20 protein-coding genes are annotated in these 22833 nt (G+C 64.5%); 10 read left to right on the top strand and 10 right to left on the bottom strand.

Annotated elements, in window-relative coordinates; translation table 11 throughout:
• Window positions 1-68 precede the first annotated feature (68 nt).
• From ACQ4W4_RS26465 to ACQ4W4_RS26425, 9 genes are all read left to right on the top strand, one after another.
• Window positions 69-926: an alpha/beta fold hydrolase gene (locus tag ACQ4W4_RS26465; RefSeq protein WP_436544493.1), complete on the top strand. Its 858-nt coding sequence runs from the start codon at window positions 69-71 to the stop codon at window positions 924-926.
• The gene (locus ACQ4W4_RS26460; protein ID WP_436544492.1) at window positions 923-1528 is read left to right on the top strand and encodes a glutathione S-transferase; all 606 of its coding nucleotides are present in this window, start codon (window positions 923-925) and stop codon (window positions 1526-1528) included. Before ACQ4W4_RS26465 ends, ACQ4W4_RS26460 begins: the two co-directional genes overlap by 4 nt.
• A gap of 74 nt (window positions 1529-1602) precedes the next feature.
• Window positions 1603-3183 carry an AAA family ATPase gene (locus ACQ4W4_RS26455; protein WP_436544491.1) on the top strand — a complete coding sequence of 527 codons (1581 nt, stop codon included), beginning with the start codon at window positions 1603-1605 and terminating at the stop codon, window positions 3181-3183.
• Window positions 3184-3185: 2 nt separating this feature from the next.
• Window positions 3186-3653 (top strand): hypothetical protein, encoded by a 468-nt coding sequence (locus tag ACQ4W4_RS26450; protein ID WP_436544490.1) that lies wholly within the window; start codon window positions 3186-3188, stop codon window positions 3651-3653.
• A gap of 9 nt (window positions 3654-3662) precedes the next feature.
• Complete coding sequence (locus ACQ4W4_RS26445; protein WP_436544489.1) at window positions 3663-4634, top strand: hypothetical protein; 972 nt, start codon at window positions 3663-3665, stop codon at window positions 4632-4634.
• Complete coding sequence (locus ACQ4W4_RS26440; RefSeq protein ID WP_436544488.1) at window positions 4631-6409, top strand: VWA domain-containing protein; 1779 nt, start codon at window positions 4631-4633, stop codon at window positions 6407-6409. The genes ACQ4W4_RS26445 and ACQ4W4_RS26440 overlap by 4 nt, the downstream gene beginning before the upstream one ends.
• Before the next feature lie 144 nt (window positions 6410-6553).
• Complete coding sequence (locus ACQ4W4_RS26435; RefSeq protein ID WP_436544487.1) at window positions 6554-7147, top strand: hypothetical protein; 594 nt, start codon at window positions 6554-6556, stop codon at window positions 7145-7147.
• Entirely contained in the window at window positions 7144-8523 is a 1380-nt protein-coding gene (locus ACQ4W4_RS26430; RefSeq protein WP_436544486.1) for a capsule biosynthesis protein CapK, read from the top strand. Before ACQ4W4_RS26435 ends, ACQ4W4_RS26430 begins: the two co-directional genes overlap by 4 nt.
• Window positions 8520-9563, top strand: coding sequence for an AAA family ATPase (locus ACQ4W4_RS26425; RefSeq protein WP_436544485.1), 1044 nt, complete (start codon window positions 8520-8522; stop codon window positions 9561-9563). Before ACQ4W4_RS26430 ends, ACQ4W4_RS26425 begins: the two co-directional genes overlap by 4 nt.
• Here the strand turns inward: ACQ4W4_RS26425 and ACQ4W4_RS26420 are convergent.
• Window positions 9520-10098, bottom strand: coding sequence for a TetR/AcrR family transcriptional regulator (locus tag ACQ4W4_RS26420; protein WP_436544484.1), 579 nt, complete (start codon window positions 10096-10098; stop codon window positions 9520-9522). The genes ACQ4W4_RS26425 and ACQ4W4_RS26420 overlap by 44 nt on opposite strands.
• Before the next feature lie 165 nt (window positions 10099-10263).
• On the opposite strand from ACQ4W4_RS26420, the gene ACQ4W4_RS26415 reads away from it, so the two are divergent.
• The gene (locus ACQ4W4_RS26415) at window positions 10264-11067 is read left to right on the top strand and encodes an SDR family NAD(P)-dependent oxidoreductase (RefSeq protein WP_436544483.1); all 804 of its coding nucleotides are present in this window, start codon (window positions 10264-10266) and stop codon (window positions 11065-11067) included.
• A 30-nt stretch (window positions 11068-11097) separates the two neighbouring features.
• On the opposite strand, the gene ACQ4W4_RS26410 is transcribed toward ACQ4W4_RS26415, so the two are convergent.
• From ACQ4W4_RS26410 to ACQ4W4_RS26370, 9 genes are all read right to left on the bottom strand, one after another.
• A complete protein-coding gene (locus tag ACQ4W4_RS26410) occupies window positions 11098-12090 on the bottom strand; it encodes an AraC family transcriptional regulator (protein ID WP_436544482.1) in 993 nt (330 codons plus the stop codon).
• Window positions 12091-12134: 44 nt separating this feature from the next.
• A complete protein-coding gene (locus ACQ4W4_RS26405) occupies window positions 12135-13421 on the bottom strand; it encodes an O-acetylhomoserine aminocarboxypropyltransferase/cysteine synthase family protein (protein WP_326459117.1) in 1287 nt (428 codons plus the stop codon).
• A gap of 94 nt (window positions 13422-13515) precedes the next feature.
• A complete protein-coding gene (locus tag ACQ4W4_RS26400) occupies window positions 13516-14427 on the bottom strand; it encodes a carbohydrate kinase family protein (RefSeq protein WP_436544481.1) in 912 nt (303 codons plus the stop codon).
• A complete protein-coding gene (locus ACQ4W4_RS26395; RefSeq protein ID WP_436544480.1) occupies window positions 14424-16052 on the bottom strand; it encodes an alpha-amylase family glycosyl hydrolase in 1629 nt (542 codons plus the stop codon). The genes ACQ4W4_RS26400 and ACQ4W4_RS26395 overlap by 4 nt, the downstream gene beginning before the upstream one ends.
• Before the next feature lies 1 nt (window position 16053).
• Window positions 16054-16944, bottom strand: coding sequence for a maltose ABC transporter permease MalG (gene malG, locus ACQ4W4_RS26390; RefSeq protein ID WP_070218276.1), 891 nt, complete (start codon window positions 16942-16944; stop codon window positions 16054-16056).
• Between the two features lie 10 nt (window positions 16945-16954).
• Window positions 16955-18466 carry a maltose ABC transporter permease MalF gene (gene malF / locus ACQ4W4_RS26385; RefSeq protein WP_436544479.1) on the bottom strand — a complete coding sequence of 504 codons (1512 nt, stop codon included), beginning with the start codon at window positions 18464-18466 and terminating at the stop codon, window positions 16955-16957.
• A 127-nt stretch (window positions 18467-18593) separates the two neighbouring features.
• Entirely contained in the window at window positions 18594-19814 is a 1221-nt protein-coding gene (gene malE / locus ACQ4W4_RS26380) for a maltose/maltodextrin ABC transporter substrate-binding protein MalE (protein WP_436544478.1), read from the bottom strand.
• 110 nt (window positions 19815-19924) lie between these two features.
• Window positions 19925-21010 carry an ABC transporter ATP-binding protein gene (locus tag ACQ4W4_RS26375; RefSeq protein WP_436544477.1) on the bottom strand — a complete coding sequence of 362 codons (1086 nt, stop codon included), beginning with the start codon at window positions 21008-21010 and terminating at the stop codon, window positions 19925-19927.
• A gap of 88 nt (window positions 21011-21098) precedes the next feature.
• Window positions 21099-22736 carry an alpha-amylase family glycosyl hydrolase gene (locus ACQ4W4_RS26370; RefSeq protein ID WP_436544476.1) on the bottom strand — a complete coding sequence of 546 codons (1638 nt, stop codon included), beginning with the start codon at window positions 22734-22736 and terminating at the stop codon, window positions 21099-21101.
• Window positions 22737-22833 lie beyond the last annotated feature (97 nt).

Here is a 22833-nt window from a genome sequence, read left to right as displayed (position 1 = left end):
AAGAATGTCACTGGTGTCATGTTCAGTCAAGCCTTAGCCTGCAGGTTCTGCAAACAAAAGGATATCTGATGACGAGTCAAGAACCGCTGTTGAATAGCCACGCCCTGATCCATGGCCACCGTATCGCCACCGGCATCCATGGCGCAGGCTTGCCGCTGGTGCTGGTGCATGGGACGCCGGCGCACAGCATTATCTGGCGCGAACTGGTGCCGCTGTTCGTCGATGCCGGTTTTCACGTGCACCTGTATGACTTGCTGGGCTTCGGACGATCCGAGCGGCCCGTCGAGGCCGACACCTCGGTAGCGGCGCAGGTGACCTTGCTGGCGGCCTTGCTCGAGCACTGGCAACTGCCGACCACCCATTTGTTCGGCCACGATATTGGCGGCGCCATTGCGCTGCGCCTGGCCTTTGACCATGCGGCGCGCCTGCGCAGCTTGAGCATCGCCGACGCGCCCAGCTACGATTCCTGGCCGTCGCCCACCTGGAAGCATCTGCGCGATGATTTCGTCCGGCGTGCCTTGACGCCGGCCAGTGAGCATCGCGGCACGATGGCGCGCCAGCTGGGCATGGCCGTTTTTCACAAGGACAGGATGCAGGGCGAGCTGCTGCGTTGCTACCTGGAGCCGCTGTGCGGCGTGCTGGGCCAGCCCTCGTTCTACCAGCACCAGGTGGCGCACTATAACGCCTGCTATACGATGGACTTTGCCGAAAGACTGCCGCAGTTGACAGTACCGGTACAGGTATTATGGGGCCAGCATGACGAGTGGCAGCCGGTGGCTTACGGCCATCGCCTGCAGCGCGATATTCCCGGCGCCACCTTGCACCTGTTTGACGAGGCCGGGCACTTCCTGATGGAAGACGCGCCCTTGCCCGTCGCGGCGCAAGTGATCGCGTTTATTCAGCAGATGGAGAGGAGAAGGCCATGATATTGATCGGCATGCTCGATTCGCCCTACGTCAGGCGCGTTTCCATCGGTATGAAAGTGCTGGGCCTGGAACACGAACACCGGCCCCTGTCGGTGTTTTCCGATTTCGACCAGATACAAGCCATCAATCCTGCCGTCAAAGTGCCGACCCTGGTCACCGACGACGGCCAGGTACTGATGGACTCGACCCTGATCCTGGCATATCTGGAGGAACTGGCCGCGCATGCTCCCCGCATCAGGCCGGAGCCAGGGCCGGCACGCCTGCGCGCGCTGTGCCAGACCAGCTATGCTTTGGCAGCCTGCGACAAAGCCGTGCAGATCGTCTATGAGCGGCGCTTGCGCCCGCAGGAAAAGCAGCATCAGCCTTGGCTGGACCGTGTCCAGCTGCAATTGCATGGGACCTGGCGGCAGCTGGAAGCGTCACTGCGCGAAGGGGCGCCAGACTGCTTGGGTATTGCCGGCATCACCATTGCGGTGGCCTGGCGTTTTGCTCAGCAGATGGTGCCCGACGTGATGGCTGCCAGCGATTATCCGTCTGTGGCCGCGCTGACGGCGCTGGCCGAGCGGCAGCCGGTGTTTCTGACGACGCCGATGGCGGGCTGATCTGCTTTCATCCGAACCGGTAATTGCAGGCGGCTTGTGCAATAATTTCATTTCCTTAACGGAAGAGTATTGCCATGCCGTCTTTTAATTTGTTCCAGCGCTTGTCCCAGGCCCCCACGAAGCCGAAGGCGGCGCCCGCCGCGCGGCAGTTCGACGTGGCTGACCTGTACCAGGGGCCCATCGCGCTGGGAGCGGAAGGCGAGGCGCAAGCGCGGCCTTTCGATGAAAAGCTGCGCCAGGCGTATTTCTGGATCGTCAACCACGCCATCATCAGCCCCCATTACGACATCGAGTACAACGACGGCCCGTCGCAGACCTATTCCGTGGGCGACAGCCGGCGCACCCTGAATTTGCCGTCGGCGCAAAGCTATTCGAGTTTTATTTTGCTGCCCCTGCTGACGTTCGCCACGCGCCGCAAATGCCTGTTCGTCGGCGGGCCGGGGCGGGGCAAGACGGCCAGCGCGCTGCTGATGGGGGTGCTGGCCGGTTCCACCGTCAAGGAGGTGAAACGCGCGATGCAGCATGGCCACCCGCAGATGACGGTGGCCGACTTGCTCGGCAATCCGCTGCCGGCGGACCTGGTCAACGCGCAAAGCATGGACGATATCCGCATCGCCTGGCGCGCCTGGCTGGGCATGCGCGTGAAGATTGTCGATGAATACAACCGCATCCCCACGCGCACGCAAAGCGCGCTGCTCACCGTGATGGGCGACAATTACGCGGAAGTGCTGAACCATATTTACGAGTGCCCGGAAGCGGCCTGGTATCTGACAGCCAACGACGACCAGGGCGGCGGCACCTACCAGGTGATCGAAGCGCTGCGCGACCGGGTCGACGTGACGGTGCAGGCGCTGGCCTTCAACCCGCGCTTTTTGAATGAGCTGCTGCTGCGCGTGGAAGAAAACGTGCGTCCCGAAGAGCTGGTGCCGCCCGATATCATCTTCACGGAAGGGGAGGTGGACCAGATCGGCGAGGCGATCCGCCAGGTGGGCATCCCCGAGGCCGTGCGCCGCCGCCTGGAATTTTTTGCCAGCCAGTTCGAGCTGTTCGAGACGGCCGGCGGCCAGTTCGAATACATGACCAAGGATACGGCCCGGTTGGCCGGCGCCGACCGGGGCGCCGCGCAGGCGGCCGACAATGGGCGCGACCGTTTGAAGGATCTCGGTTGCCAGACCTTGAACGGCATCTCCGTGCGCACCCTGATGGCGCTCATGATCTACGCCAAGGCCATGGCCTACTTCCGCGGCAATGGCGAGGTGGCGCTGGAAGACTTGCGCCAGGTGCTGCCGTTTGTGCTGCATAACAAGCTGCAGCCGGACCCGGACGCGCCGTTTTTCGCGCTGCCGGAAAACGCCGCCTACCGCAGCGACAGATTGGGCTGGCTGCGCCGCCTGTTCGACCTGTCGAACGATGAATTCAACCGCCTGGACCTGGACCGCGACGATCCCGTGGGCGTGCTGTCCGCCGAATTCGACCTGGGCCTCGACGGCGTCAGCGAGCGCGAGACCCTGGCGCGTCTGAACCGCATCGAAAAGCTGATCGGCGAACGCACGAAAGGGCGCAAGCTGTATGGCCCCCTGTACGATGACCTGCTGAAATTGAAATACCTGCACCAGCGCTATACCAACTACCGCAGCTGGCTGCGTTCGCAATGAGCGTGCCGCACTGTCAAGGCTTCCTGGAAGCGCTGGCCTTCCTCAATGGCGAGGCGAGCGACCTGTGCGCGAGCTACGAATTATCACGCCTGCCCGATGCGCCCGACCTTGCCACGGCGCTGGGCCTGCGCGTGGAGGATTTCGCCTTGCACGTCATCGCACCCGCACGCGACTTGCCGGCGGCCTTATGGCATATCAAGCTGGCGCCGTGCGCGCGTGCCCAGCTGGAGCAAGTGTGCCAGCGCTGGTTTTTCTCGTCGCGGCACATGCAGGCGGCGCCCCCTGGGCGCTTCCGCGCGCAGCTGGCGGCCGCCTTCCTCGAATCGCTCGACGAGGCGCTGGGCGGATTTTCCATGCACGCCGTGACGATGACGCCGCCCGCCGGGTTCTGGTACGCGATCCATTGGGACGAGATCGCGTTCGAACTCGGCGATGAACGCTATCTGCTGCATTTTTCGCACAGCGACTGACAGGCCGCGATGATCTCTCCTGCCTTTGCCTCGATACTCGCCAGCGGCCGCGCCCAGTTCAATGCGCGCGCGGTGGAAGCACGCCGGCGCTTTCCCTCGCTCGACATGGGCGCCTTCGGCGTCTTTTTGCACGATGGCGTCGATCCGCTGGTGGCGGCCGTGGCCGCCATCGCGCCCGAGCGGGCGGGCGGCGCGACCCTGGCCGCCTACGATATGGCCCTGGAACTCGTGGGCCATGGACTGGCCGGTCCGGCCGCGAAAAATTCCTTCCTCAATACCGTCTGGCGCGAGCTGGCGCCGTCGTTTACGCCGCTGCTGGCGACGGCGCCCGTCGACGTGCTGGGCATGCTGAGCAACGCCGCCGTCCATATCGCCTCCGTGGCGGGCGCGCGTCCCGCGCAGTGGCAGCGCGAGCTGGCCGCCGTGGCGCCGCAAGTCGGCAGCGTCGCGCAGTTGCGCGCCATGGGCCAGGTGCTGGCCTGGCGCGCCGGCGTCGCGCATTTCCGCCAGGGCGCGCTGGCCGCCGCCGACACCTTGCCGCCCGCCTTGGCGCTGGCCGCCTTTGGCGAGCCGGGCGCGCACTGGCCGCAAGTCCACGCGCAGTTGCTGGACTATCCGTGGCGCGGCAATGCCGAGGGCAGGGAGTTCGGTTCTTTTACTGGCCTGGGTGGCGATTTCGGCACGCCGCCGCAGGTGCGCGCGACAAAGGACGGATTTATCGTGCGCAGCGCCGAGCGCCATTACCTGCTGGTGGCCGACGCCTATGGCGCCGTGCTGCACAGCGCCTCGGCGCAGGAGTTCGAGCAGGCGCAAACGGGCACGCCGGCGTCCGTGCGTCTCGATGGCGCGACCCTGCAGATCGGCGCGCGCCGTATCGACCTCGACGTGCCGGCCGGCGACATCGCCATCGCCGCCAATGCGCATACGGTCGCCGTCACGTCGCCATGGACGCACGCGATCCGCCTGCTGCCGCTCGCATGAAGAGCGATGCCGACACCGCGCTGATCGAGGCCTGGCGCGCCGCCTGGCCCGAGGCCCTGGCCGTGTGGAGCAAATTTACGCGCCTGCGCGACCCCAGCCTGTGCGCCAGCCGCGTCGAGGCCAGCAAGCAGGGGCTGTCCGGCAGCTTCGCCATGATCCGCTTGCTGGACCAGAGCGTGGTGGTGGACCTGCTGCTGGTGACGGAGCTGGGGCTGGACGGCTATGCGCTGGAAATCCTCGCCCATGAAATCGGCCACCATATCCTCGCGCCGGGCAGCGCCGGCGACCAGTTCCGTTTGCTGGCGCGCATGCGCCGCGCCTTGCCCACCCTGGAACAGCACGCGCCCATGGTGGCCAATCTGTACACGGACCTGTTCATCAACGACCGTCTGCAGCGCCAGGCGAATCTGCGCATGGCCGACATCTACCGCAAGCTGCAGCAGGGGCGCACGGCGCAAGCTGACGCTAAAAGCGGCGGCGTGTGGACCCTGTACATGCGCATCTATGAAAACCTGTGGCAGCTGGAAAAGGGAGAGCTGGGCGGAGCAGGGGCTGAGAACGAGGCGGACGAACGCCTGGACACCGATGCCTGGCTGGGCGCGCGCCTGATCCGCGTCTACGCGAATGATTGGATGCTGGCGGCGGGCCGCTTCGCTACCCTGCTGCTGCCTTACCTGGTTGACGATACGGACGCCTTGAGCCCCAGCCGCTATCTGCAGGACACGCGCGACGCGGCCCGGGGCTGCCAGACGTATGGCGCGCAGCAGATCGAGGATGACGAGGAGGGCGGCGCCATCCACCCCGTGCATGACAAGCGCATCTCGGGCCTCGATGGCGACGAGCCGCAAGGCGAGGCGCCGGCCAGGCCCGGCGGCGGCCAGCTGCGCGAACCGTTCGAGCTGGGCGATATTTTAAAGGCCTCGGGCATCGACCTGAGCGACCATGAAATCGCCATCCGCTACTACCGCGAGCGGGCCTTGCCGCACCTGGTGGCATTTCCCAGCCGCCCCGCGCCCGAGTCGCAGGAGCCGCAGATGGAAGGGCTGGAAGCGTGGGAAATCGGCGATCCGCTCGAGGAAATAGACTGGCTGCAGTCCGTGATGCAGTCGCCGCGCCCCGTGCCCGGCGTGACCACCGTGCGCCGCGTATATGGCCGCGAACCGGCGCGCGCCATCGACGCCGTGCCCGTCGACCTGGACATGTACGTGGACAGTTCCGGCTCCATGCCGAACCCGCAGGCGCACACCTCGTTCCTGACCCTGGCCGGCGCCGTCATCGCCTTGTCCGCCCTGCGCGCCGGCGCGAAAGTGCAGGTGACCCTGTGGAGCGGCAAGAACGAGGTGATGCAGACGCCCGGTTTCGTGCGCGATGAAGACCTGATCCTGGGCGTGCTGACGGAGTTTTTTGGCGGCGGCACCTGTTTCCCCATCCACTGCCTGCGCAAGACCTATGCGGGCAAGCGCGAACGACCCGCGCACATCCTGATGATTTCCGACGATGGCATCACCACCATGTTCGACAAGGATGAACTGGGCAACAGCGGCTGGGACATTTCCGCCAAGGCGCTGGCCCAGGGCGGCGCGGGCGGCACCATGGCCCTGAACCTGGCGCGCGACTGGGATGGCGCGGCCAGCCACAAGTGGCTGCAGCAGACCTATGACGATTTAAAACGCGCGCGCCGGGAGCAAGGGTGGGATATCCACGCCGTCGAGCGCTACGAGGACTTGCTGGACTTTGCGCGGGCCTTCAGCCGCAGGCATTATGTGAAGAGTTAAATAAGATGAATATGCGCAGCAAAATTCCGGGGTCAGACCCGCCGGGGGAATACGATCCAATGGATCGTATTCCGATTCAAGGAACTGACCCCAGCCTTTGCTTTTGGGGCTAAATTTGCACATCACTGTATTAAGAAAAGGCCCATGAATCTCTCTGGTCCCCACCTCGAAAGTTTAACCCACCGCCTGGCCGACACGCCTGTCGAATTCCTCGCCGAGCCCCGCATCGCCGGCGTCGCCAATGCGCAGGCCGTGGCGGTGGCCGCGCTGGTCAATGACATTGTGCTGCTGCATGGCGCGCGCGCGCCGGCCGCGTCCCTACAGGGTTTTATCGGCGCGCAGGTGAAGGCGGACCGCAACCGGCTGGCGCTGGCCATGATCCTGTGCTGGCTGCTGGCCGATGACTGGTTCCTCGCACAGCGCTTGCCGCAGCATGATCTGCTGCAGGTGCTGGGCGAGGCGGCGCGCGAACTGGCCGCCAGTACCCCGGCCCACCAGTTCACGCAGGACCCGGAACGGCGCGAGGAACTGGCGCGCATCGTGCTGGCGCGCCTGGGTTTCAGGCCCCGCGACGAAAGCGTGGCGCAAGCCACGGACCGATTGTCCGCCATCAGCGGCACGGAGCGCCGCCGCCTGCTCGAAGCGAGCCGGCTGGCCGAGCAGCGCTCGCGCGAAATCCGCGAGGCGCTGGCGAAGAAGGCGGCCGAGGAGTCGGCCGACAAGTGGTCGCGCGAATGACGCTCGCTGACAAAGCGGATGTCAATCTGCCGGGCGGCGCCTGGGAATCGGACCGCGACTATTGCCCCACCCTGACGCCGGCGGGCGCGCGCATGCTGGACAAACTGCGCGGCCATCCTTGCGCGCCACGGTACCGCAACCGCAGCGGCAACAAGCTGCTGGCTGCGGAGGTCGAAGCGCTGCGCGCCTATGAACGGGATGTCATGGATGCCGCGATCGGCTGGAGCACCGATGCGCCGCCGCCCTGGCTGGCGGATTTTCTGCTAGCGGTCTACGCCACGGTGCCGTATTACCGCGCCTGCGGCTCGCCCCCCGCGCGCCTGGCGGACGTGGCGCCCATCGGCCGCGCCGAGCTGGCGCACGACATCGCCGCCTTCGTGCCCGACGATGCGGATCTGGCGCGCATGATCAATTTCCAGACGACGGGGACCACGGGCCATCCGCTGCTGATCGCCTCGCACCCGCTGGTGGCGGGGCGCTACCTGGCCTTCCACAAGCGCGCGCTGCACCGCTTCGGCGTGACCCTGCGCCATGGCGCGGGCCAGGTGGGCGTCATGCTGCTGGGGCACCAGCGCCGCTGCTTCACCTATGTCTCCGTCACGCCGACGATGAACGAATCGGGCCTGGCGAAGATCAACCTGCACCCGGACGACTGGCATCAACCCGAAGACCGCGCGCGCTACCTGGACGCCATGGCGCCTGAACTGATCGCGGGCGACCCCATCTCGTTTGCCGAGCTGCTGACCTTGCCCATGACGCACAAGCCGGCCGCGCTGCTGTCCGTCTCGATGATGCTGTTGCCCGGCATGCGCGCGCGGCTGGAAGCGGCTTTTGCTTGCCCCGTGCTCGACATCTATTCGCTCAATGAAGTGGGGCCGGTGGCCGTCTACGACGAGCAGGCGGGCGGCCACGTGCTGCTGCAGCACCGGCTGTACGTGGAAATCCTCGATCGCTGCGGCCAGCCCGTGGCCGATGGGGTGCGGGGCGAAATCACGGTGACGGGCGGTTTTAACTTTTGCCTGCCCCTCGTGCGCTACCGCACGGGCGACTACGCCGCGCTGGCGCATGGCCCCGACGGCCCCGTGCTGGTGGGTCTGGCCGGGCGCAGCCCTTTGCGCTACAGGACGGTCAACGGCGAGTGGATCAATAATATCGACATCACGCACGCCTTGAAACCGCTGGCCATCGCCCTGTTTGGCGTGCACCAGCATGCCGATGGCGGCATCGCGCTGCGCCTGGCGCCGGGCGCCATGCCGCAGGCGGACCGGGCGCGCGCCTTGCTCGCGCCTTTTTTCGGTGCCATCACGGTCGAGACTTTGCTGGCGGAAGACAAGATCATTCAATACACCTCGGATTTGCAGGAAGCGGCAGCATGAACCTTTATAAGCGCGGCCTCGTGGTCGGTAAATTCTGCCCGCTGCACCAGGGCCACGAACTGTTGATTCATCGCGCCCAGGAGGCGAGCGAAGAACTGCTGGTGGTCAGCTATACGAAACCGGAATTTCCCGGCCTGGAACCGGCGCGCAGGGAAGGGTGGCTGCGCGCGCAATTCCCGCAGGCGCACATCGTTGTGCTGGACGATGCGCGCCTGGCCGCCCTGTGCGCGGCGCGCGGCGTGCCTGCGCGCGCGTTGCCGCACAACGACGCCGATGGCGACGTCCATCGCCACTTCATGGGCTGGCTGTGCTGGACGGTGCTGGACTTGCCCGTCGATGCCGTGTTCACCAGCGAAGACTATGGCCCCGGCTTTGCGCAGGTGCTGGAACGCCATTATGCGCACGGGCCGGTGGCGCACGTGAGCGTGGACCAGGCGAGAACCCTGGTGCCCGTGTCGGGTACCAGGGTGCGGCAAGACCCGCAGGCGCACAGCGCCTTCCTGTCGCCCATTGTGCGCGCCGATTTCGTCATGCGCGTGTGCGTGCTTGGTGGCGAATCGAGCGGCAAGACGACCTTGACGCAGGCGCTGGCGCGGCATTTCGAGACGGAATGGGTGGCCGAATATGGCCGAGAATTGTGGGAAAGCCAGGATGGCGTGCTGGCCTATGATGATTTGCTGAAGATCGGCCGGGAACAGCTGCGCCGCGAAGCGCAGGCGCTCCTGGCTGCGCGGCGCTGGCTGTTTTGCGATACCTCGCCCATGACCACGTATTTTTACTGCGTCGAGATGTTCGGCAAGGCCGAGCAGGAATTGGCGCAGCTGGCCGGGCACCGCTATGACCTGGTGCTGCTGTGCGCACCCGATTTTCCCTTCATTCAGGATGGCACGCGCCGCGACGAGGATTTCCGCGCGCGCCAGCATGCGTGGTATCAGGCCGAGCTGGCGCGGCGCGGGATCGCCTTTGTCGATGTGTCAGGTTCTGTGGACGAGAGGATCAGGCAGGTGGCGCAGGTGCTGGCGGCGCGAATGCTGCGCTGACCGCCGCCAGTATCTCGTCCGACAACGCCGCATCGTCGACGGCGCGCGCCAGCGCCACGGCGCCCACCATGGCCGACAGCATGACGATGGCTTCCTGCCGATGGTCGCGTTTTTTCCGCCACGGGAAATGCGCGGCCAGCTTGCCGATGATGGATTTCAGGTGGACGGTAAAGGCGGGGCGCACGGCCGGCTGCTTGCGCGCGTCGCCGGCCAGCGCCGCCAGCAGGCAGCCATTGCCCGGCGCATCGCGGTGGGCCGCGCTCACATAATCGCGCACGTACTGGCGCATCGCTTCCGGGCTGATGGTTGCCGCATCGAGAGCAGCGCGCGAGTGCTCCGAGCCATGCAGGGTGCTTTCGGCCATCAGCGCTTCCTTCGAGGCGAAGTGGTTGTAGAAGGGACCATGCGTCAGCCCCGTCGCCTGCATGATCTGTCCCACGCTGACGCCGTCGTAGCCTTTTTCACGGAATAGCCGCGCTGCTTGCGTCAGGATGCGCTGGTGCTTTTCGGCGGTTTCTTCGGCGGGATAACGCATGGCAGGCTCCAGATCGCGGTGCAAAAATAATGGTTGACATCATACATGATGTTCGTCATGATTCAATGCATTAAATATGATGATCGTCATATTTAATGCATTGAATCATGATAGGTATCATGTTTGATGGCTCTTACCCACCCCTATATTGAAGAAGGAATGATCATGAATGCAGCTACTCCCCAAGGCACGGCCCTCGTCACCGGCGCTTCCTCCGGCCTGGGCGCCGTATATGCGGACCGCCTGGCCGCGCGCGGCTTCGATCTGATCCTGGTGGCGCGCAGGGTCGAGCGCCTGGGCGTGCTGGCCAGGTCGCTGGCGGAAAAATATGGCGTGGCCGTGCGCGCCATGGCGGCCGACCTGTCCGACGCCGATGATTTGCGGCGCGTGGCCGACGAGTTGTCGTCGAATGCCGCCATCACCATGCTGGTCAATAATGCGGGTGTCTCGACCCTGGGCGCCGTGGTGGACGCGCCCCGCGAGGGCATCGCCGCGATGGATCAGGTCAACGTGGCGGCGCTGACGCAACTGACCTACGCCGTGCTGCCGCAGTTCAAGCAGCGCAACAGCGGCACCATCATCAACATCGGCTCCGTGCTGTCCTTCCATATCCTGCCCGTCAGCACCATCTACAGCGCCACCAAAGGCTATGTGATGAATTTCACGCGGGGTTTGCAGCAGGAACTGGCCGGCACGGGCATCACGGTGCAGCTGGTGCTGCCCGCATCGACGGCAACGGAAATCTGGGAATTGAGCGGCTTGCCGCTGGCGCAGCTGGACCAGGCCACCATCATGCGGGCGGAAGACTGCGTCGATGCGGCGCTGGCAGGGCTGGACCAGCGCGAGCTGGTGACCCTGCCTTCCGTGGAAGACCAGGAACTGTGGGAGCGTTTTGACGCGGCCCGCCTGGCCCTGTTCGCGGGCGCGATGCGCGGCAAGCCGGCATCGCGCTATGGACTCAAAGGCTGACAGCCAGTCTGACGGACGGGGCGCGCCGACTTACAGCGGCCGCACGGGGATGCAGATCTCGCAAGAGAATTCGCCGGTGGCCGGGTCCATCGCCGTGGCGGCGGCAAATCGCTCGAAGCAGGGACGCTCGTCCCATTGCAGGCCGCTGGCCGGCAGCCATTCGCGCGCCATGCGCGTCCACGCGTCGGGGATGGCGCTGGACGGCCCCTTGAACTGCGCCACCGCATAGCGCCCGCCTGGCAGGGTGGTGATGCTGGCGCGGCCGCCTGACTGGAAGCCGTCGGGCACGGCGACGCAGGCGTCGTAGCGGCATTTTTCCGGCGGCGTGATGCTCGGATCGTCAAGGCCGATGCCGTAGCAAATGGCGTCGCCCAGGCCGTGTGACTGCATCCACGGCGCGACGGTGTCGCGCCAGAAGGCGCTGATGGCGGGACCGTAGGGGCCGATGTGGCGCTGGCATGCCACGGTGGCGGGCGGCAGGTCGAGGATGGTGACTTGCATGGGACTCTCTCTATCAAGTGGATTGGAGTACCCATGGTGCTGGAAGTTCGGCCCGTCTTCCTGACCGGGATTGCGCATGGCCTGATCCGGATTGCTGTCTTGCCGGCGCAGGCGCATGGCCGCCAGCATGGCGGCGTTTTTCGCGGCAATGCCGGCGCGCCAGGCTGTCGGCGTGCAGCCGAATTTCAGCTTGAAGGCGCGCGCAAACGCTTCGCCGGAACCGAAGCCCGTCGCCAGGGCGATGTCCAGTATCGTTTCGTCGGGGCGGCAGGCCAGCCGCAAGGCGGCCGATTCCAGGCGCCGGCGGCGCGCATAGTCGCCCAGCGTTTCGCCCATCCAGGCGGCGAAGACGCGGTGAAAGTGGAAACGGGAAAAATGCGCGACGTCGGCCAGCTGGGCCAGGTCCAGCGGCGTGTCGAGGTGGCGGTCGATATGATCGAGCACGGCATTCATGCGCCGCGCGTATTCGGCGCGGAACAGGCCGGACGCAGTCTGTTCCGGCGATGGAAGCGGGGATTTCATGTTGCCGATTATGCCACGAAGTCCCCGCTGGATGGAACAGGGTCTTACGCCGCGTTCAATGCCTGCTCCAGGTCTTCGCGCAAGTCATCGATATGCTCGATGCCGACGGACAGGCGCAGCATGTCTTCGGACACGCCTGCCTTGGCCAGTTCCTCGGGATTGAGCTGGCGGTGCGTGGTGGACGCCGGGTGGGTGGCCAGCGACTTGGCGTCGCCGATGTTGACCAGGCGCGTGAACAGTTGCAGGGCGTCGAGTACGCGGGCGCCGGCCGCGCGCGGATCCTCGCCGGCGGCCAGTTTCAGGCCGAAGGACAAGATGCCCGAGGCGCGGCCGTGCATGTATTTTTTCACCAGCGCATGGTCCGGGTGGTCTTCCAGTCCCGCGTAATTGACCCACGCGACTTTCGGATGCTGCTTCAGGTGTCTGGCCAGGGCCAGCGTATTGTCGCAGATGCGGTCCATGCGCAGAGCCAGGGTCTCGATACCCTGGATCAGCTGGAAGGCGGAGAGCGGCGAAATGGCCGCGCCCATGTTGCGCAGCGGGACGACGCGCGCGCGGCCGATGAAGGCGGCGGGGCCGAATGCTTCCGTGTAGACGACGCCGTGGTAGGACACGTCCGGCTCGTTCAGGCGCTTGAAGCGCTCCTTGTGTTCGGCCCACGGAAATTTGCCGCTGTCGACGATGGCGCCGCCCACGGTGGTGCCGTGGCCGCCCAGGTATTTGGTCAGCGAGTGTACGACGATGTCGGCGCCATGCTCAATGGGGCGGAACAGGTAAGGGCTCGGTACCGTGTTATCGACGATCAGCGGGATGCCGTGCGCATGCGCGATCTCGGCCAGTTTCGCCACGTCCGTCACATTGCCCAGCGGGTTGCCGATCGATTCGCAGAAGATGGCCTTGGTGCGCGCGTCGATCAGGGCGGCGAAGGTCTCGGGCTGGCGCGCGTCGGCGAAGCGCACTTCGATGCCGATCTGCGGCAGGGTGTGGGCGAACAGGTTGTAGGTGCCGCCGTACAGCTGGCTGGCGGAGATGAAATTGTCGCCCGCTTCGGCGATCGTCTGGATCGCGTAGGTGATGGCCGCCATGCCCGACGCGACGGCCAGCGCGGCCACGCCGCCTTCCAGCGCCGCGACGCGCTTTTCCAGCACGTCCTGCGTGGGATTCATGATGCGCGTGTAGATATTCCCGGCCACCTTGAGGTCGAACAGGTCGGCGCCATGCTGGGCATTGTCGAAGGCGTAGGCCACCGTCTGGTAGATGGGGACGGCGGCGGCCTTGGTGGTCGGGTCGGGGGTGTAGCCGGCGTGCACGGCCAGGGTTTCTATTCTCATGTGGTCTCCGGTTCGAATGGGCTGCGGTGGTCAAATCCGCAGCCATTGTGCCATGCGCCCGTTAGCTCGTTGCTACGCTTGATAGAATATTAAGTTATAAGCTAGTGCATGCCTGATATAAGCCGTGCAGTTCTTCCCGATTGATGAAGCGTTCATGCGTGCCGGGGCTGGCGCAGGCGAATGCACCGGCGATGGCGCCGCGGCGCATGGCTTCGTCCAGGCCCGCGCCGCCCAGCCAGGCGTGCAGGAAGGCGGCGACGAAGGAGTCGCCGGCGCCATTCGTGTCGACCACGGGCAAGTTCAAGCCTGCCGTCGGCGTGTGGCGCACGGACGCGCTGCCCCGTTCCAGCAGGTAGGCGCCGTGCGCGCCGGCCATGGCGATCACGGCCTGTGCGCGGCCTTGCGAAATAATCGCGCGCATGACGTCATCCCGACGCTCGCCCAGCGCGGCCGTGCTGAGGAAGACCAGGTCGGCGCGCAGGGCGAAGACCTTGTGATGCGGGTTGACGCCATCCCAGTCGTGCAGATCGGTCGACACCGTCGTGCCGCATGCTTGCGCATCGTCAAACAGTTCGGCCACCCAGCCCATGATGGAAAAGTGCGCGTGGCGCGCCGGCCCCAGGTAGGGCAAATAGAAGGCGGCGGGCATGCGCAGGTCTTCCGGATGGCGGCCGTCGTACAGTGACAGCCGGCGCCCCTGCGGGTCGACCAGGTTGACGCTGCGCCGCGTGCCCGACGGTTCGACGATGTGTGAAAAATCGAGTTTGGTCTCTTTATAGCGCTGCAGGATGGCCGCGCCTTGCGCATCGTCGCCGATGAAATCGATGAACTTGCAGCGCAAGCCCAGCGCGTGGCAACCGAGCGCCACGCCATTGCCCGTGTGCGCCACGTAGTCGCGGATGGGCGGCACGTGCAGCGAATCGGCCACGGGCAATTGCAGGTCGGGGACGCGCACGATGGTGTCGATGCCGGCGCCGCCGACCACCAGGATGTCATAGGTACTCATGGTGCTGCCTTTTCTAACAGGATGGTGCCGGACGCGTTCACCGCGACGGTGCCATCTTTGACGATACAGGTTTGATTGGTGTAGGCGTCGCGCAGCAGGGCGCCATCGGCAAAGACACCGTGGACTTTCAACGAGACGGCGCCCTGCGCCTCGGGCACGGCGATGACGGCATCGCCATCGGTGACGCGCGCGAACGCATACGGTTTTTCATCGATCAGGCGATGCTCGCCGCGCGCCAGGGCAGGGTGGCGCAGGCGGAACTGGCCCAGCTTGCGCGCGTGCGCCAGGGTGGCGGCATCCATCGAGCTCCAGTTCATGCTTGACCGCGTGGCCTGCTGTTCATCGCCGATGGGCGCCGCGCCAGGCTGGCGCGCGCTTTCATCGCCATAGAACAGCTGCACGCCGCCCGGCGCCAGCAGCAGGGCGCTCAAGCCGTGCTTCAATTGATCGCGCGGGAACAGGCTGGTGTCGTGCGAGGAGATATATGACAGGATGTCGTAGCGGGGACTCTTATTCAGCAAGCCCGCGTACTGGCGGTACACGCCGTCGATACTTTTCCAGTCGCCGCCCGCGCGGTGTTGAAAGTCGAAATTGATCATCGAATCGAAGCCGGCATCAAACCAGCTGCTGCGCTCAGGCCCGTGGCCCCACGCTTCGCCCGTCATCCAGAACGGTGCGTCGTCGATCTTCTGTTCGGGATGGCGCGTTTTCCAGTCTTGTAATGCATCGCTGGCCGCCGCGCGCAGGGCCAGCCAGCTGGCCGGCTCCACGTGCTTGACGGTGTCGGCCCTGAAACCGTCGACGCCGAATTCGCGCACCCAGTCGGCCAGCCAGTTGACAAGGTAAGTGCGGACAGTCGCATTGGGCAGGACCACGGCGCGCGTGTCGCTTTTACGTTGCAGGATGGGCGGCAAGCCCACGGCCTTGCCGCTTTCCGTGCGGAAGTCGGGCAGGTAGGCCAGCTGCATGGTGTAGTCGTCCTGGCCGCCATCGGCATAGCCGGGCAGCCCCGCGCGCACCCAGTCCGGGCCCCACCACTGCTTGAATTCGAAGTTGTTGTAGTCGATGAAGCTGTGATAGTCGCGCAGCACGGCCTTTTCGTGGCCCGGCCACAGCACGGGCACCTTATATTCGGCCAGGGTGCGCAAGTCCGCATAGCCGGGGTGGTTCAGCACCACGTCGAACAGCACGCGGATGCCTTGTGCGTGGGCGAGATCGATCATCGCGCGCAATTCTTCGCGCGTGCCCATGTTGGCGTCCATGGTGGTGTAGTCGAGCGCCCAGTAGCCGTGGTAGGCGTAGTGCTGGAATTGCTGCTTGCCGCCCACCACCCAGCCGTGGATCTGCTCGTACGGCGCCGTGATCCACAGGGCGTTGACGCCCAGTTCCTTGAAATAGCCGGCCTTGAGCTGCTGCGTGATGCCGGCGATGTCGCCGCCGTGAAAGCTGCCCACGTCGCCGCCTTGCGGATCGGCGGCGCGGCCATAACTGTGGTCGTTGCCGGGGTTGCCGTTGGCGAAGCGGTCCGTCACGGCAAAGTAGACGATGGGATTTTCCGCAAAGCTGGCCGCCTGCGCCGGCAGGCTGACGAGCAAAGCGGCGAGGGTGGTCAGCGCGGTCTTCATGTCAGCCCTTCACGCCGCCGGCCGTCAGGCCGGAGATCATCCATTTTTGTGCCAGCAGGAACACGGCCGTGATGGGCAAGCCGGACAAAATGGCCGCCGCGGCGAAGTCGCCCCACAGGTATTTTTGCTCGTACAGGAACAGTTTCGAGCCGACGGCCAGGGTCAGGTTGTTCTGTTCATGCAGCAGCACGGACGCGATCGGGTATTCGATGATGGCGCCGATGAAGGACAGCAGGAATACGACCATCAGGATGGGCACCGTCATCGGCAGCAGCACGTAGACGAACGCCTGCCACTGCGTGGCGCCGTCGACCTTGGCCGCTTCCTCGATCTCGACGGGGATGGTTTGATAATAGCCCTTGATGGTCCAGATATGCAGGGCGATGCCGCCCGTGTAGGCCAGCACCAGGCTGCCGTGGTGGTCGATGCCCAGCCACGGCACGTAGCTGCCCAGTACGTCGAAGATGGCGTAGATGGCCACCAGGGCCAGCACGGCGGGGAACATCTGCAGCAGCATCAGCGCGGACAGGGTCTGCGACTTGAAGCGGAACTGCATGCGCGCGAACGCATACGCGCAGGTGGTCGACAGTAGCACGGTCACGGTGGCGCTCATGCTGGCCACCTTGATGGAATTCCACAGCCACAGCAGCACGGGGAAGTCCGGCTCGACGAGGGCGCCGTTGGGCGCCTGATAAGACATGCCCAGCGCCAGTCGCCAGTGCTCGAAGCTGATCTCGGGCGGTATCAAACTGCCCGAGGCGAAGTTGCCGGGCCGTAATGAAATCGAGAGAATCATCAGGAAGGGAAACATCACCAGCGCGATCAGCGCGATCACGGCGACATGGGCCGCCAGGATGCGCCAGCGGTTGGAACGGTCGACAACGATAGCCATATGCTGTCCTTTATGCTTTGTTCATGCGCGTCAGGCGCATGTTGACCAGCGAAATCGCGGCCACGAGGAAGAAGATCAGGGTCGAGATGGCGGCGGCCAGGCCAAAGTTCTGGCCGGAATCCTCGAACGCGATGCGGTAGGTGTAGGACACGAGCAAGTCCGTCGTGCCGGCCGGTAACGTTGTATCGAGGAAATCGGGACGCCCGCCCGTCAGCAAGCTGATCAGCACGAAATTATTGAAGTTGAAACCCAGGCTGGCCACCATCAGCGGTGTCAGCGGCTTGATGATCAACGGTAACGTTATCTTGAAGAAATTCGTCAGCGGTCCCGCGCCGGCCAGGGCCGAGGCTTCGTACAGGTCCGACGGGATCGCCTTGATCAAGCCCATGCACACCACCATCATGTAGGGGTAGCCCAGCCAGGTGTTGACGATCAGGATCATGGCCTTGGCCAGGGTGGTGTCCGAGAACCAGGCGGGCTTGATGCCGAACAGGGCGTCGAGCACGAGGTTGATTTCGCCGAAGTTATTGTTGAACAAGCCCTTGAAGACCAGGATGGAAATGAAACCGGGCACGGCGTACGGCAGGAACAGCAGGGTGCGGTACAGGCCGCGGAAGCGCAGCGCATCCCAGTTCAAGAGCACGGCCAGCACCATGCCCAGGCCCGTCGTGGTGGCCACGCTGATCAGCGCGAAGATGATGGTCCAGACGAATATACGCAGGAAGGGGCCGCGGAACGCTTCATCCGAGAAAATCTTGACAAAGTTGGCGAAGCCGACGTTGACCTTGAAGCCCGGTTCCAGTTTCGTGCCGTCCGGCATTTCATAAAAGCCCGTCTTGAAGTTCGGCGTCACCAGTTCGCCCGTGGCGACTTTCTTGAGTGTTTTGTCGGGGAGTTGCTTGTAGACATGCGCGACGGGGCCGAATTCGCGCAAGCCCACCATGCGCAGCTCGATCTTGTTCGGCAAGATCAAGGTGAGCAACTTCAGATCCTTTTGCAGGGCGATGATGTCCTTGATGGGCAGGGCAGGGGCCAGCACGGGCGCCTGCACGGGGTCGGCCGGCGCCACGTCCACGTTCAGGGGCACGGCGCGCTTCAGGGCCAGCGGCGGCGTCAGCAGCACTTCGCCCGTGTCCGGGCTTTCCAGGCGCAAGCGGTATTCCTTGTTGTCGGCATGCACGGTCATCGCATAGCCGGCGCTTTCCACGCGCTGCGTCTCGTCGAGCAGGTATTGCGTGGCCCGCTCGTAGGTGAGCAGGTTGCGCGAACTGAAATTGGTAAAGCCGATCGACACCGTGTACACCATTGGCAGCAGCACGAAGACGATCACCGCCGTGATGCCGGGGAACAGATAACGGTAGGCATAGGCGCGCGGCGACGTGAAGACAAACGTCGTCAGGGTCAGCAAGCCGAGGAAAACGGCGGCCAGCATGGTCTGGCCGGAAATGTACAACATGAAGAGCAGATACAGACCCAGCGCCATGCTGATGGTCAATACCGTAGGGCCGATAAACTTGCGCACGATGGATACCTGTAATGATACGTAGGTCGGATTAGGCCCAAAGGGCCGTAATCCGACAACATTGTTTGCGGCACATGTCGGATTACGCGCTACACGCTAATCCGACCTACGCTCAATCAAAATATGGTTAATTGGCGGTCGTAATCCGCTTCGCCGCCGCATCCAGGCCATCCTTGGTCGTCTGGCGGCCTTGGGTGATGTTTTCCAGCGCCGATTGCATCGACGACCAGAAACGGCCCATTTCCGGATTGTTCGGCATCGGGCGGCCCGCTTGCGCGCTTTCCATCGTCGCCTGGATGTTCGGATTGGTTTTCAATTCCGCGAACAGCACCTTGTTCGCCGGCGTGCCCAGCGGGACGTCGGCGTTGATGGTTTTCAGGCCATTGAGCTGCAGCATCTGGTTTTCCAGGAATTCCGTCGCCAGGTCCTTGTTCGGGCTGGCTTTTGAAATCATCGCGCCCAGCACGCCCACGAATGGGGTGGCCGTCTTGCCTGCCACGGTAGGGATCGTTGCCACGCCGTAATTGATCTTCGATTTGCGCGCATTGTCCCACGACCATGGGCCGTTGATCATCATGGCGATCTTGCCCTGGTTGAAGCCCGCTTCCATTTCCGCGTAGCCCGCGCCCTTCGGCATGGCGCCGCTGTTGATCAGGGTCATCAGCGCATTCACGCCCGCCTGCGAACCGGCATTGTTGACACCCGTCTTGGCCGCATCGTAGCGGCCGTCGGCCTTGACTTCAAACGGGAAGCCGCCGCCCGCGCCCAGCAGCGGCCACGTGAAATAGGTATTCGTGTAATCCCACAGGATGGCTTTCTTGCCTTGCGCGGAGAGTTTTTTGTCCAGCGCGGCGATTTCCTCGAAGGTCTTTGGCGGGGTCGGCACAAGGTCCTTGTTGTAGACGAGGGCGACGGCTTCGATCGAGATCGGGTAGCCCCAGGTCTTGCCGCCCACGGTGAAGGCGTTCCACGCCAGCGGCAGGATGGCGGCGCGCGCTTCCTTGCTTGGCGTCACTGGCTGCAGCAAGCCGGCGTCGATCCAGCCGCCGATGCGGTCATGCGGCCAGATCCAGATGTCCGGGCCCTTGCCGGCGGCGGCCGCTTGCTGGAATTTGTTCGGCGCATCTTCCGGGTGCTCGACGACGACCTTGACGCCCGTCTTCTTGGTGAATTCCTCGCCGACCTTGGCCAGGCCCTTGTAGCCTTTGTCGCCATTGATCCAGATCAACAGGGTGCCTGCTTCGGCCGCGTTCGCCATGCTGACGGCGGCCAGGTTGCCGATGCCGGCCAGGGCGGCGGCGATCAGGGTGGTTTTGATGAAGCTGCGTTTCGGGTGCGTGAAGGACATGTCAATCTCCAGTATCTTTTTTTATGCTAAGTTTATGTTGAGTATCAAGGCTGAAACGATGCAACCAGGCCAGGCGGCGCCTGTAGCGCCTGGCCCCTAAAGCGGATAGATCAGGTGCGGGTCTGGCCGTGCTCGTCGAACACGTGGACGCGGGCGGGCGCCACCTGCAGCGCCACGGACTGGCCAATCAACCAGTCCGTATCCGCATCGGCGCGCACCACCAGCGGCTCGTCGCCGCCCGGCACCTGCACATACAGATAGCTGATGTCGCCCAGTTTTTCCACCGCTTGCACGGTGGCCGTGATGGCGGCAGCGGCGCCGGGCGCGCATGCCTGCACGTGTTCGGGGCGCGCGCCGACGGTAACGGGCATACCGCTGGCCAGCGGCTGCGTCAACGCCGCCTGCAGCATGCCGCCCGCGTTGGTGGCGATGGTGGCCACGCCGTCGATGTAGCTGTGGATCTTGCCTTTGAGGAAGTTCATGCGGGGCGAACCGAGGAAGCCGGCGACGAACAGGTTGGCGGGATGGTGGTACAGGGCCAAAGGCGCGCCCACCTGCTCGATGCGGCCCGCGTTGAGCACGACGATGCGGTCGGCCAGGGTCATCGCTTCGACCTGGTCATGCGTGACGTAGATCATGGTCGAGCGCAATTCACGGTGCAGATTCGCCAGTTCGATGCGCATCTGCACGCGCAGCGAGGCGTCGAGGTTGGACAGCGGTTCGTCGAACAGGAAGACGTCGGGTTTGCGCACGATGGCGCGGCCGATGGCCACGCGCTGACGCTGGCCGCCCGACAAGTCTTTCGGTTTGCGTTCCAGCAAGGGTTCGATGCGCAGGATTTGCGCGGCGCGCTGCACGGCGTCGGCGATCTGTATTTTGCTCATGCCGGCCAGTTTCAGGCCGAAAGCCATGTTCTGCGCCACACTCATGTGCGGATACAGGGCATAGCTCTGGAATACCATGGCGATGCCACGTTTGGCGGGCGGCACGTCATTCATGCGCGTTTTGCCGATGAACAAGTCGCCGCCGCTGATTTCTTCCAGGCCGCAGATGCTGCGCAGCAAGGTGGATTTGCCGCAACCCGACGGGCCCACGAAGACCATGAATTCGCCGTCGGCGATCTCCAGGTCGATGCCGTGCAGGGTTTGCACGTCGCCATATGCCTTCTTCAGGCCTGTTAACTTCAGTCCAGCCATGTCTGTCGTCCTCAATCTGTCAAGTCGGCCCCGCTGATGCGCGGGGCTCGTTATTGTAATTGGCGGCATGGCCGCCAAAGCCTGCGATTTACGCCAGGGTGCCGAACCAGCCGCCATGCGGGGGCAGGCTGATCTGCTGGCCATCTTTGCTGCCTGGCAAGCCGTGACCGTCCAGGCCGGTCGCCGGTGCCGCATGGGGCCAGGCGAAGGTGACCGCTTGCGTGCCCAGGTTGAAGGCGGCCAGCACGGACGGTTGGCCCGGCAGGTCGCGGCGCAGGGCCAGCACGGGTTCAGGCGCATCGAAGAACACAATATCGCCGCGCAGCAATTGCGGCAGGGTACGGCGCCAGGCGAGGATATTTTGTGCAAAGGTCAAGGGCGAGGCGCTATCGCGCTCTTCCACGTCAACCGCGCGCGCCAGATGCTCGGGCGGCACGGGCAACCAGGGTTTTGCCGAACTGAAGCCGCCATGCGGCGCGTCAGCCACCCATGGCATCGGCGTGCGGCAGCCGTCGCGGCCCTTGAACTGGGGCCAGAACGGGATGCCGTACGGGTCTTGCAGCGCTTCGAAAGGAATGTCCGCTTCCGTCAGGGCCAGCTCGTCGCCCTGGTACAGGCACGGCGTGCCTTTCAAGGCCGCCTGCACGGCCAGCACCACCTTGGCCAGCGACGGCGACGGGTTCTCGCCGCCCCAGCGCGTCATGACGCGCACGCTGTCGTGGTTGCCCACGGACCAGGAAGCCCAGCCATCGGCCACTTGCGCCTCGAATTCTTCCACCTGCTTGCGGATATGCGCGGCGGAAAACTCCGCCGTCAGCAGATTGAAACTGTAAGCCATGTGCAACTTGTCGGCGCCCGTGTAGGCCGCCATCGTGGCCAGCGCATTGTCGTCGCCCACTTCGCCGATGGAAATGGCCTGGTATTCATCGAGCACGGCGCGCACGCGCTGCAGGTAGGCGATGTTTTCCGGCTGCGTCTTGTCGTACACGTGCGCCTGCATGCCGTACGGGTTGATGGCGGAGACGCTGCTCGCATCGCGCTGCGCGGCGGGCGGATTGTCGCGCAGCAGCTGGTCGTGATACGGGAAGTTGCAGGAATCGAAGCGAAAACCGTCGACGCCGCGCTCGAGCCAGAAGCGCAGGTTGTCCAGCTGTGCCTGCTGCACGGCCGGATTGTGGAAATTCAGGTCGGGCTGGCTGGCGAGGAAATCGTGCAGGTAGTACTGGCCGCGGCGCGGCTCCCATTGCCAGGCCGAGCCGCCGAACACGGACAGCCAGTTATTTGGCGCCGTGCCGTCCGGTTTCTGGTCGGCCCATACATACCAGTCGGCCTTGGGATTGTCGCGGCTGGAGCGGCTTTCCACGAACCACGGGTGGACGTCGGACGAGTGCGACAGCACCTGGTCGATCATCACTTTCAGGCCCAGTTCATGGGCGCGCGCCACCAGGCGGTCGAAATCGGCCAGGGTGCCGAACATGGGATCGACGTCGCAGAAGTCGGCCACGTCGTAGCCGAAGTCCTTCATCGGCGACGTGAAGAAGGGCGAGATCCACACGATGTCGGCGCCCAGGGCGGCAATGTAATCGAGCTTGGAGGTAATGCCGGGCAAGTCGCCGATGCCGTCGCCATTGCTGTCGAGGAAGCTGCGTGGGTAGACCTGGTAGATGACGGCGCTGCGCCACCAGTCGGCGGGCAGGTGGGCGAGATTGTTCTGGATGGTCGGCATGAATGATTTCTTAAAAGTTGCCCGTAGCCTTGGCTATCAGGGCGGCGCTGCTGGTTGGTAGGCGAACGTCTTATTTTAAAATTCAAAGCGCTTTGGG

Source organism: Janthinobacterium glycogeni, assembly GCF_051380725.1.
In the GTDB taxonomy this organism is placed as follows: Bacteria; Pseudomonadota; Gammaproteobacteria; order Burkholderiales; family Burkholderiaceae_D; genus Janthinobacterium.
Note: the sequence above shows the minus strand (reverse complement) of the source record. Positions and strands in the feature narration are given on the sequence as shown.

Coding starts and splice junctions, on each gene's coding strand:
- ACQ4W4_RS26465 (WP_436544493.1), top strand. CDS start 69: ATGACGAGTCAAGAACCGCTGTTGAATAGCCACGCCCTGATCCATGGC.
- ACQ4W4_RS26460 (WP_436544492.1), top strand. CDS start 923: ATGATATTGATCGGCATGCTCGATTCGCCCTACGTCAGGCGCGTTTCC.
- ACQ4W4_RS26455 (WP_436544491.1), top strand. CDS start 1,603: ATGCCGTCTTTTAATTTGTTCCAGCGCTTGTCCCAGGCCCCCACGAAG.
- ACQ4W4_RS26445 (WP_436544489.1), top strand. CDS start 3,663: ATGATCTCTCCTGCCTTTGCCTCGATACTCGCCAGCGGCCGCGCCCAG.
- ACQ4W4_RS26440 (WP_436544488.1), top strand. CDS start 4,631: ATGAAGAGCGATGCCGACACCGCGCTGATCGAGGCCTGGCGCGCCGCC.
- ACQ4W4_RS26435 (WP_436544487.1), top strand. CDS start 6,554: ATGAATCTCTCTGGTCCCCACCTCGAAAGTTTAACCCACCGCCTGGCC.
- ACQ4W4_RS26430 (WP_436544486.1), top strand. CDS start 7,144: ATGACGCTCGCTGACAAAGCGGATGTCAATCTGCCGGGCGGCGCCTGG.
- ACQ4W4_RS26425 (WP_436544485.1), top strand. CDS start 8,520: ATGAACCTTTATAAGCGCGGCCTCGTGGTCGGTAAATTCTGCCCGCTG.
- ACQ4W4_RS26420 (WP_436544484.1), bottom strand. CDS start 10,098: ATGCGTTATCCCGCCGAAGAAACCGCCGAAAAGCACCAGCGCATCCTG.
- ACQ4W4_RS26415 (WP_436544483.1), top strand. CDS start 10,264: ATGAATGCAGCTACTCCCCAAGGCACGGCCCTCGTCACCGGCGCTTCC.
- ACQ4W4_RS26410 (WP_436544482.1), bottom strand. CDS start 12,090: ATGAAATCCCCGCTTCCATCGCCGGAACAGACTGCGTCCGGCCTGTTC.
- ACQ4W4_RS26405 (WP_326459117.1), bottom strand. CDS start 13,421: ATGAGAATAGAAACCCTGGCCGTGCACGCCGGCTACACCCCCGACCCG.
- ACQ4W4_RS26400 (WP_436544481.1), bottom strand. CDS start 14,427: ATGAGTACCTATGACATCCTGGTGGTCGGCGGCGCCGGCATCGACACC.
- ACQ4W4_RS26395 (WP_436544480.1), bottom strand. CDS start 16,052: ATGAAGACCGCGCTGACCACCCTCGCCGCTTTGCTCGTCAGCCTGCCG.
- malG (WP_070218276.1), bottom strand. CDS start 16,944: ATGGCTATCGTTGTCGACCGTTCCAACCGCTGGCGCATCCTGGCGGCC.
- malE (WP_436544478.1), bottom strand. CDS start 19,814: ATGTCCTTCACGCACCCGAAACGCAGCTTCATCAAAACCACCCTGATC.
- ACQ4W4_RS26375 (WP_436544477.1), bottom strand. CDS start 21,010: ATGGCTGGACTGAAGTTAACAGGCCTGAAGAAGGCATATGGCGACGTG.
- ACQ4W4_RS26370 (WP_436544476.1), bottom strand. CDS start 22,736: ATGCCGACCATCCAGAACAATCTCGCCCACCTGCCCGCCGACTGGTGG.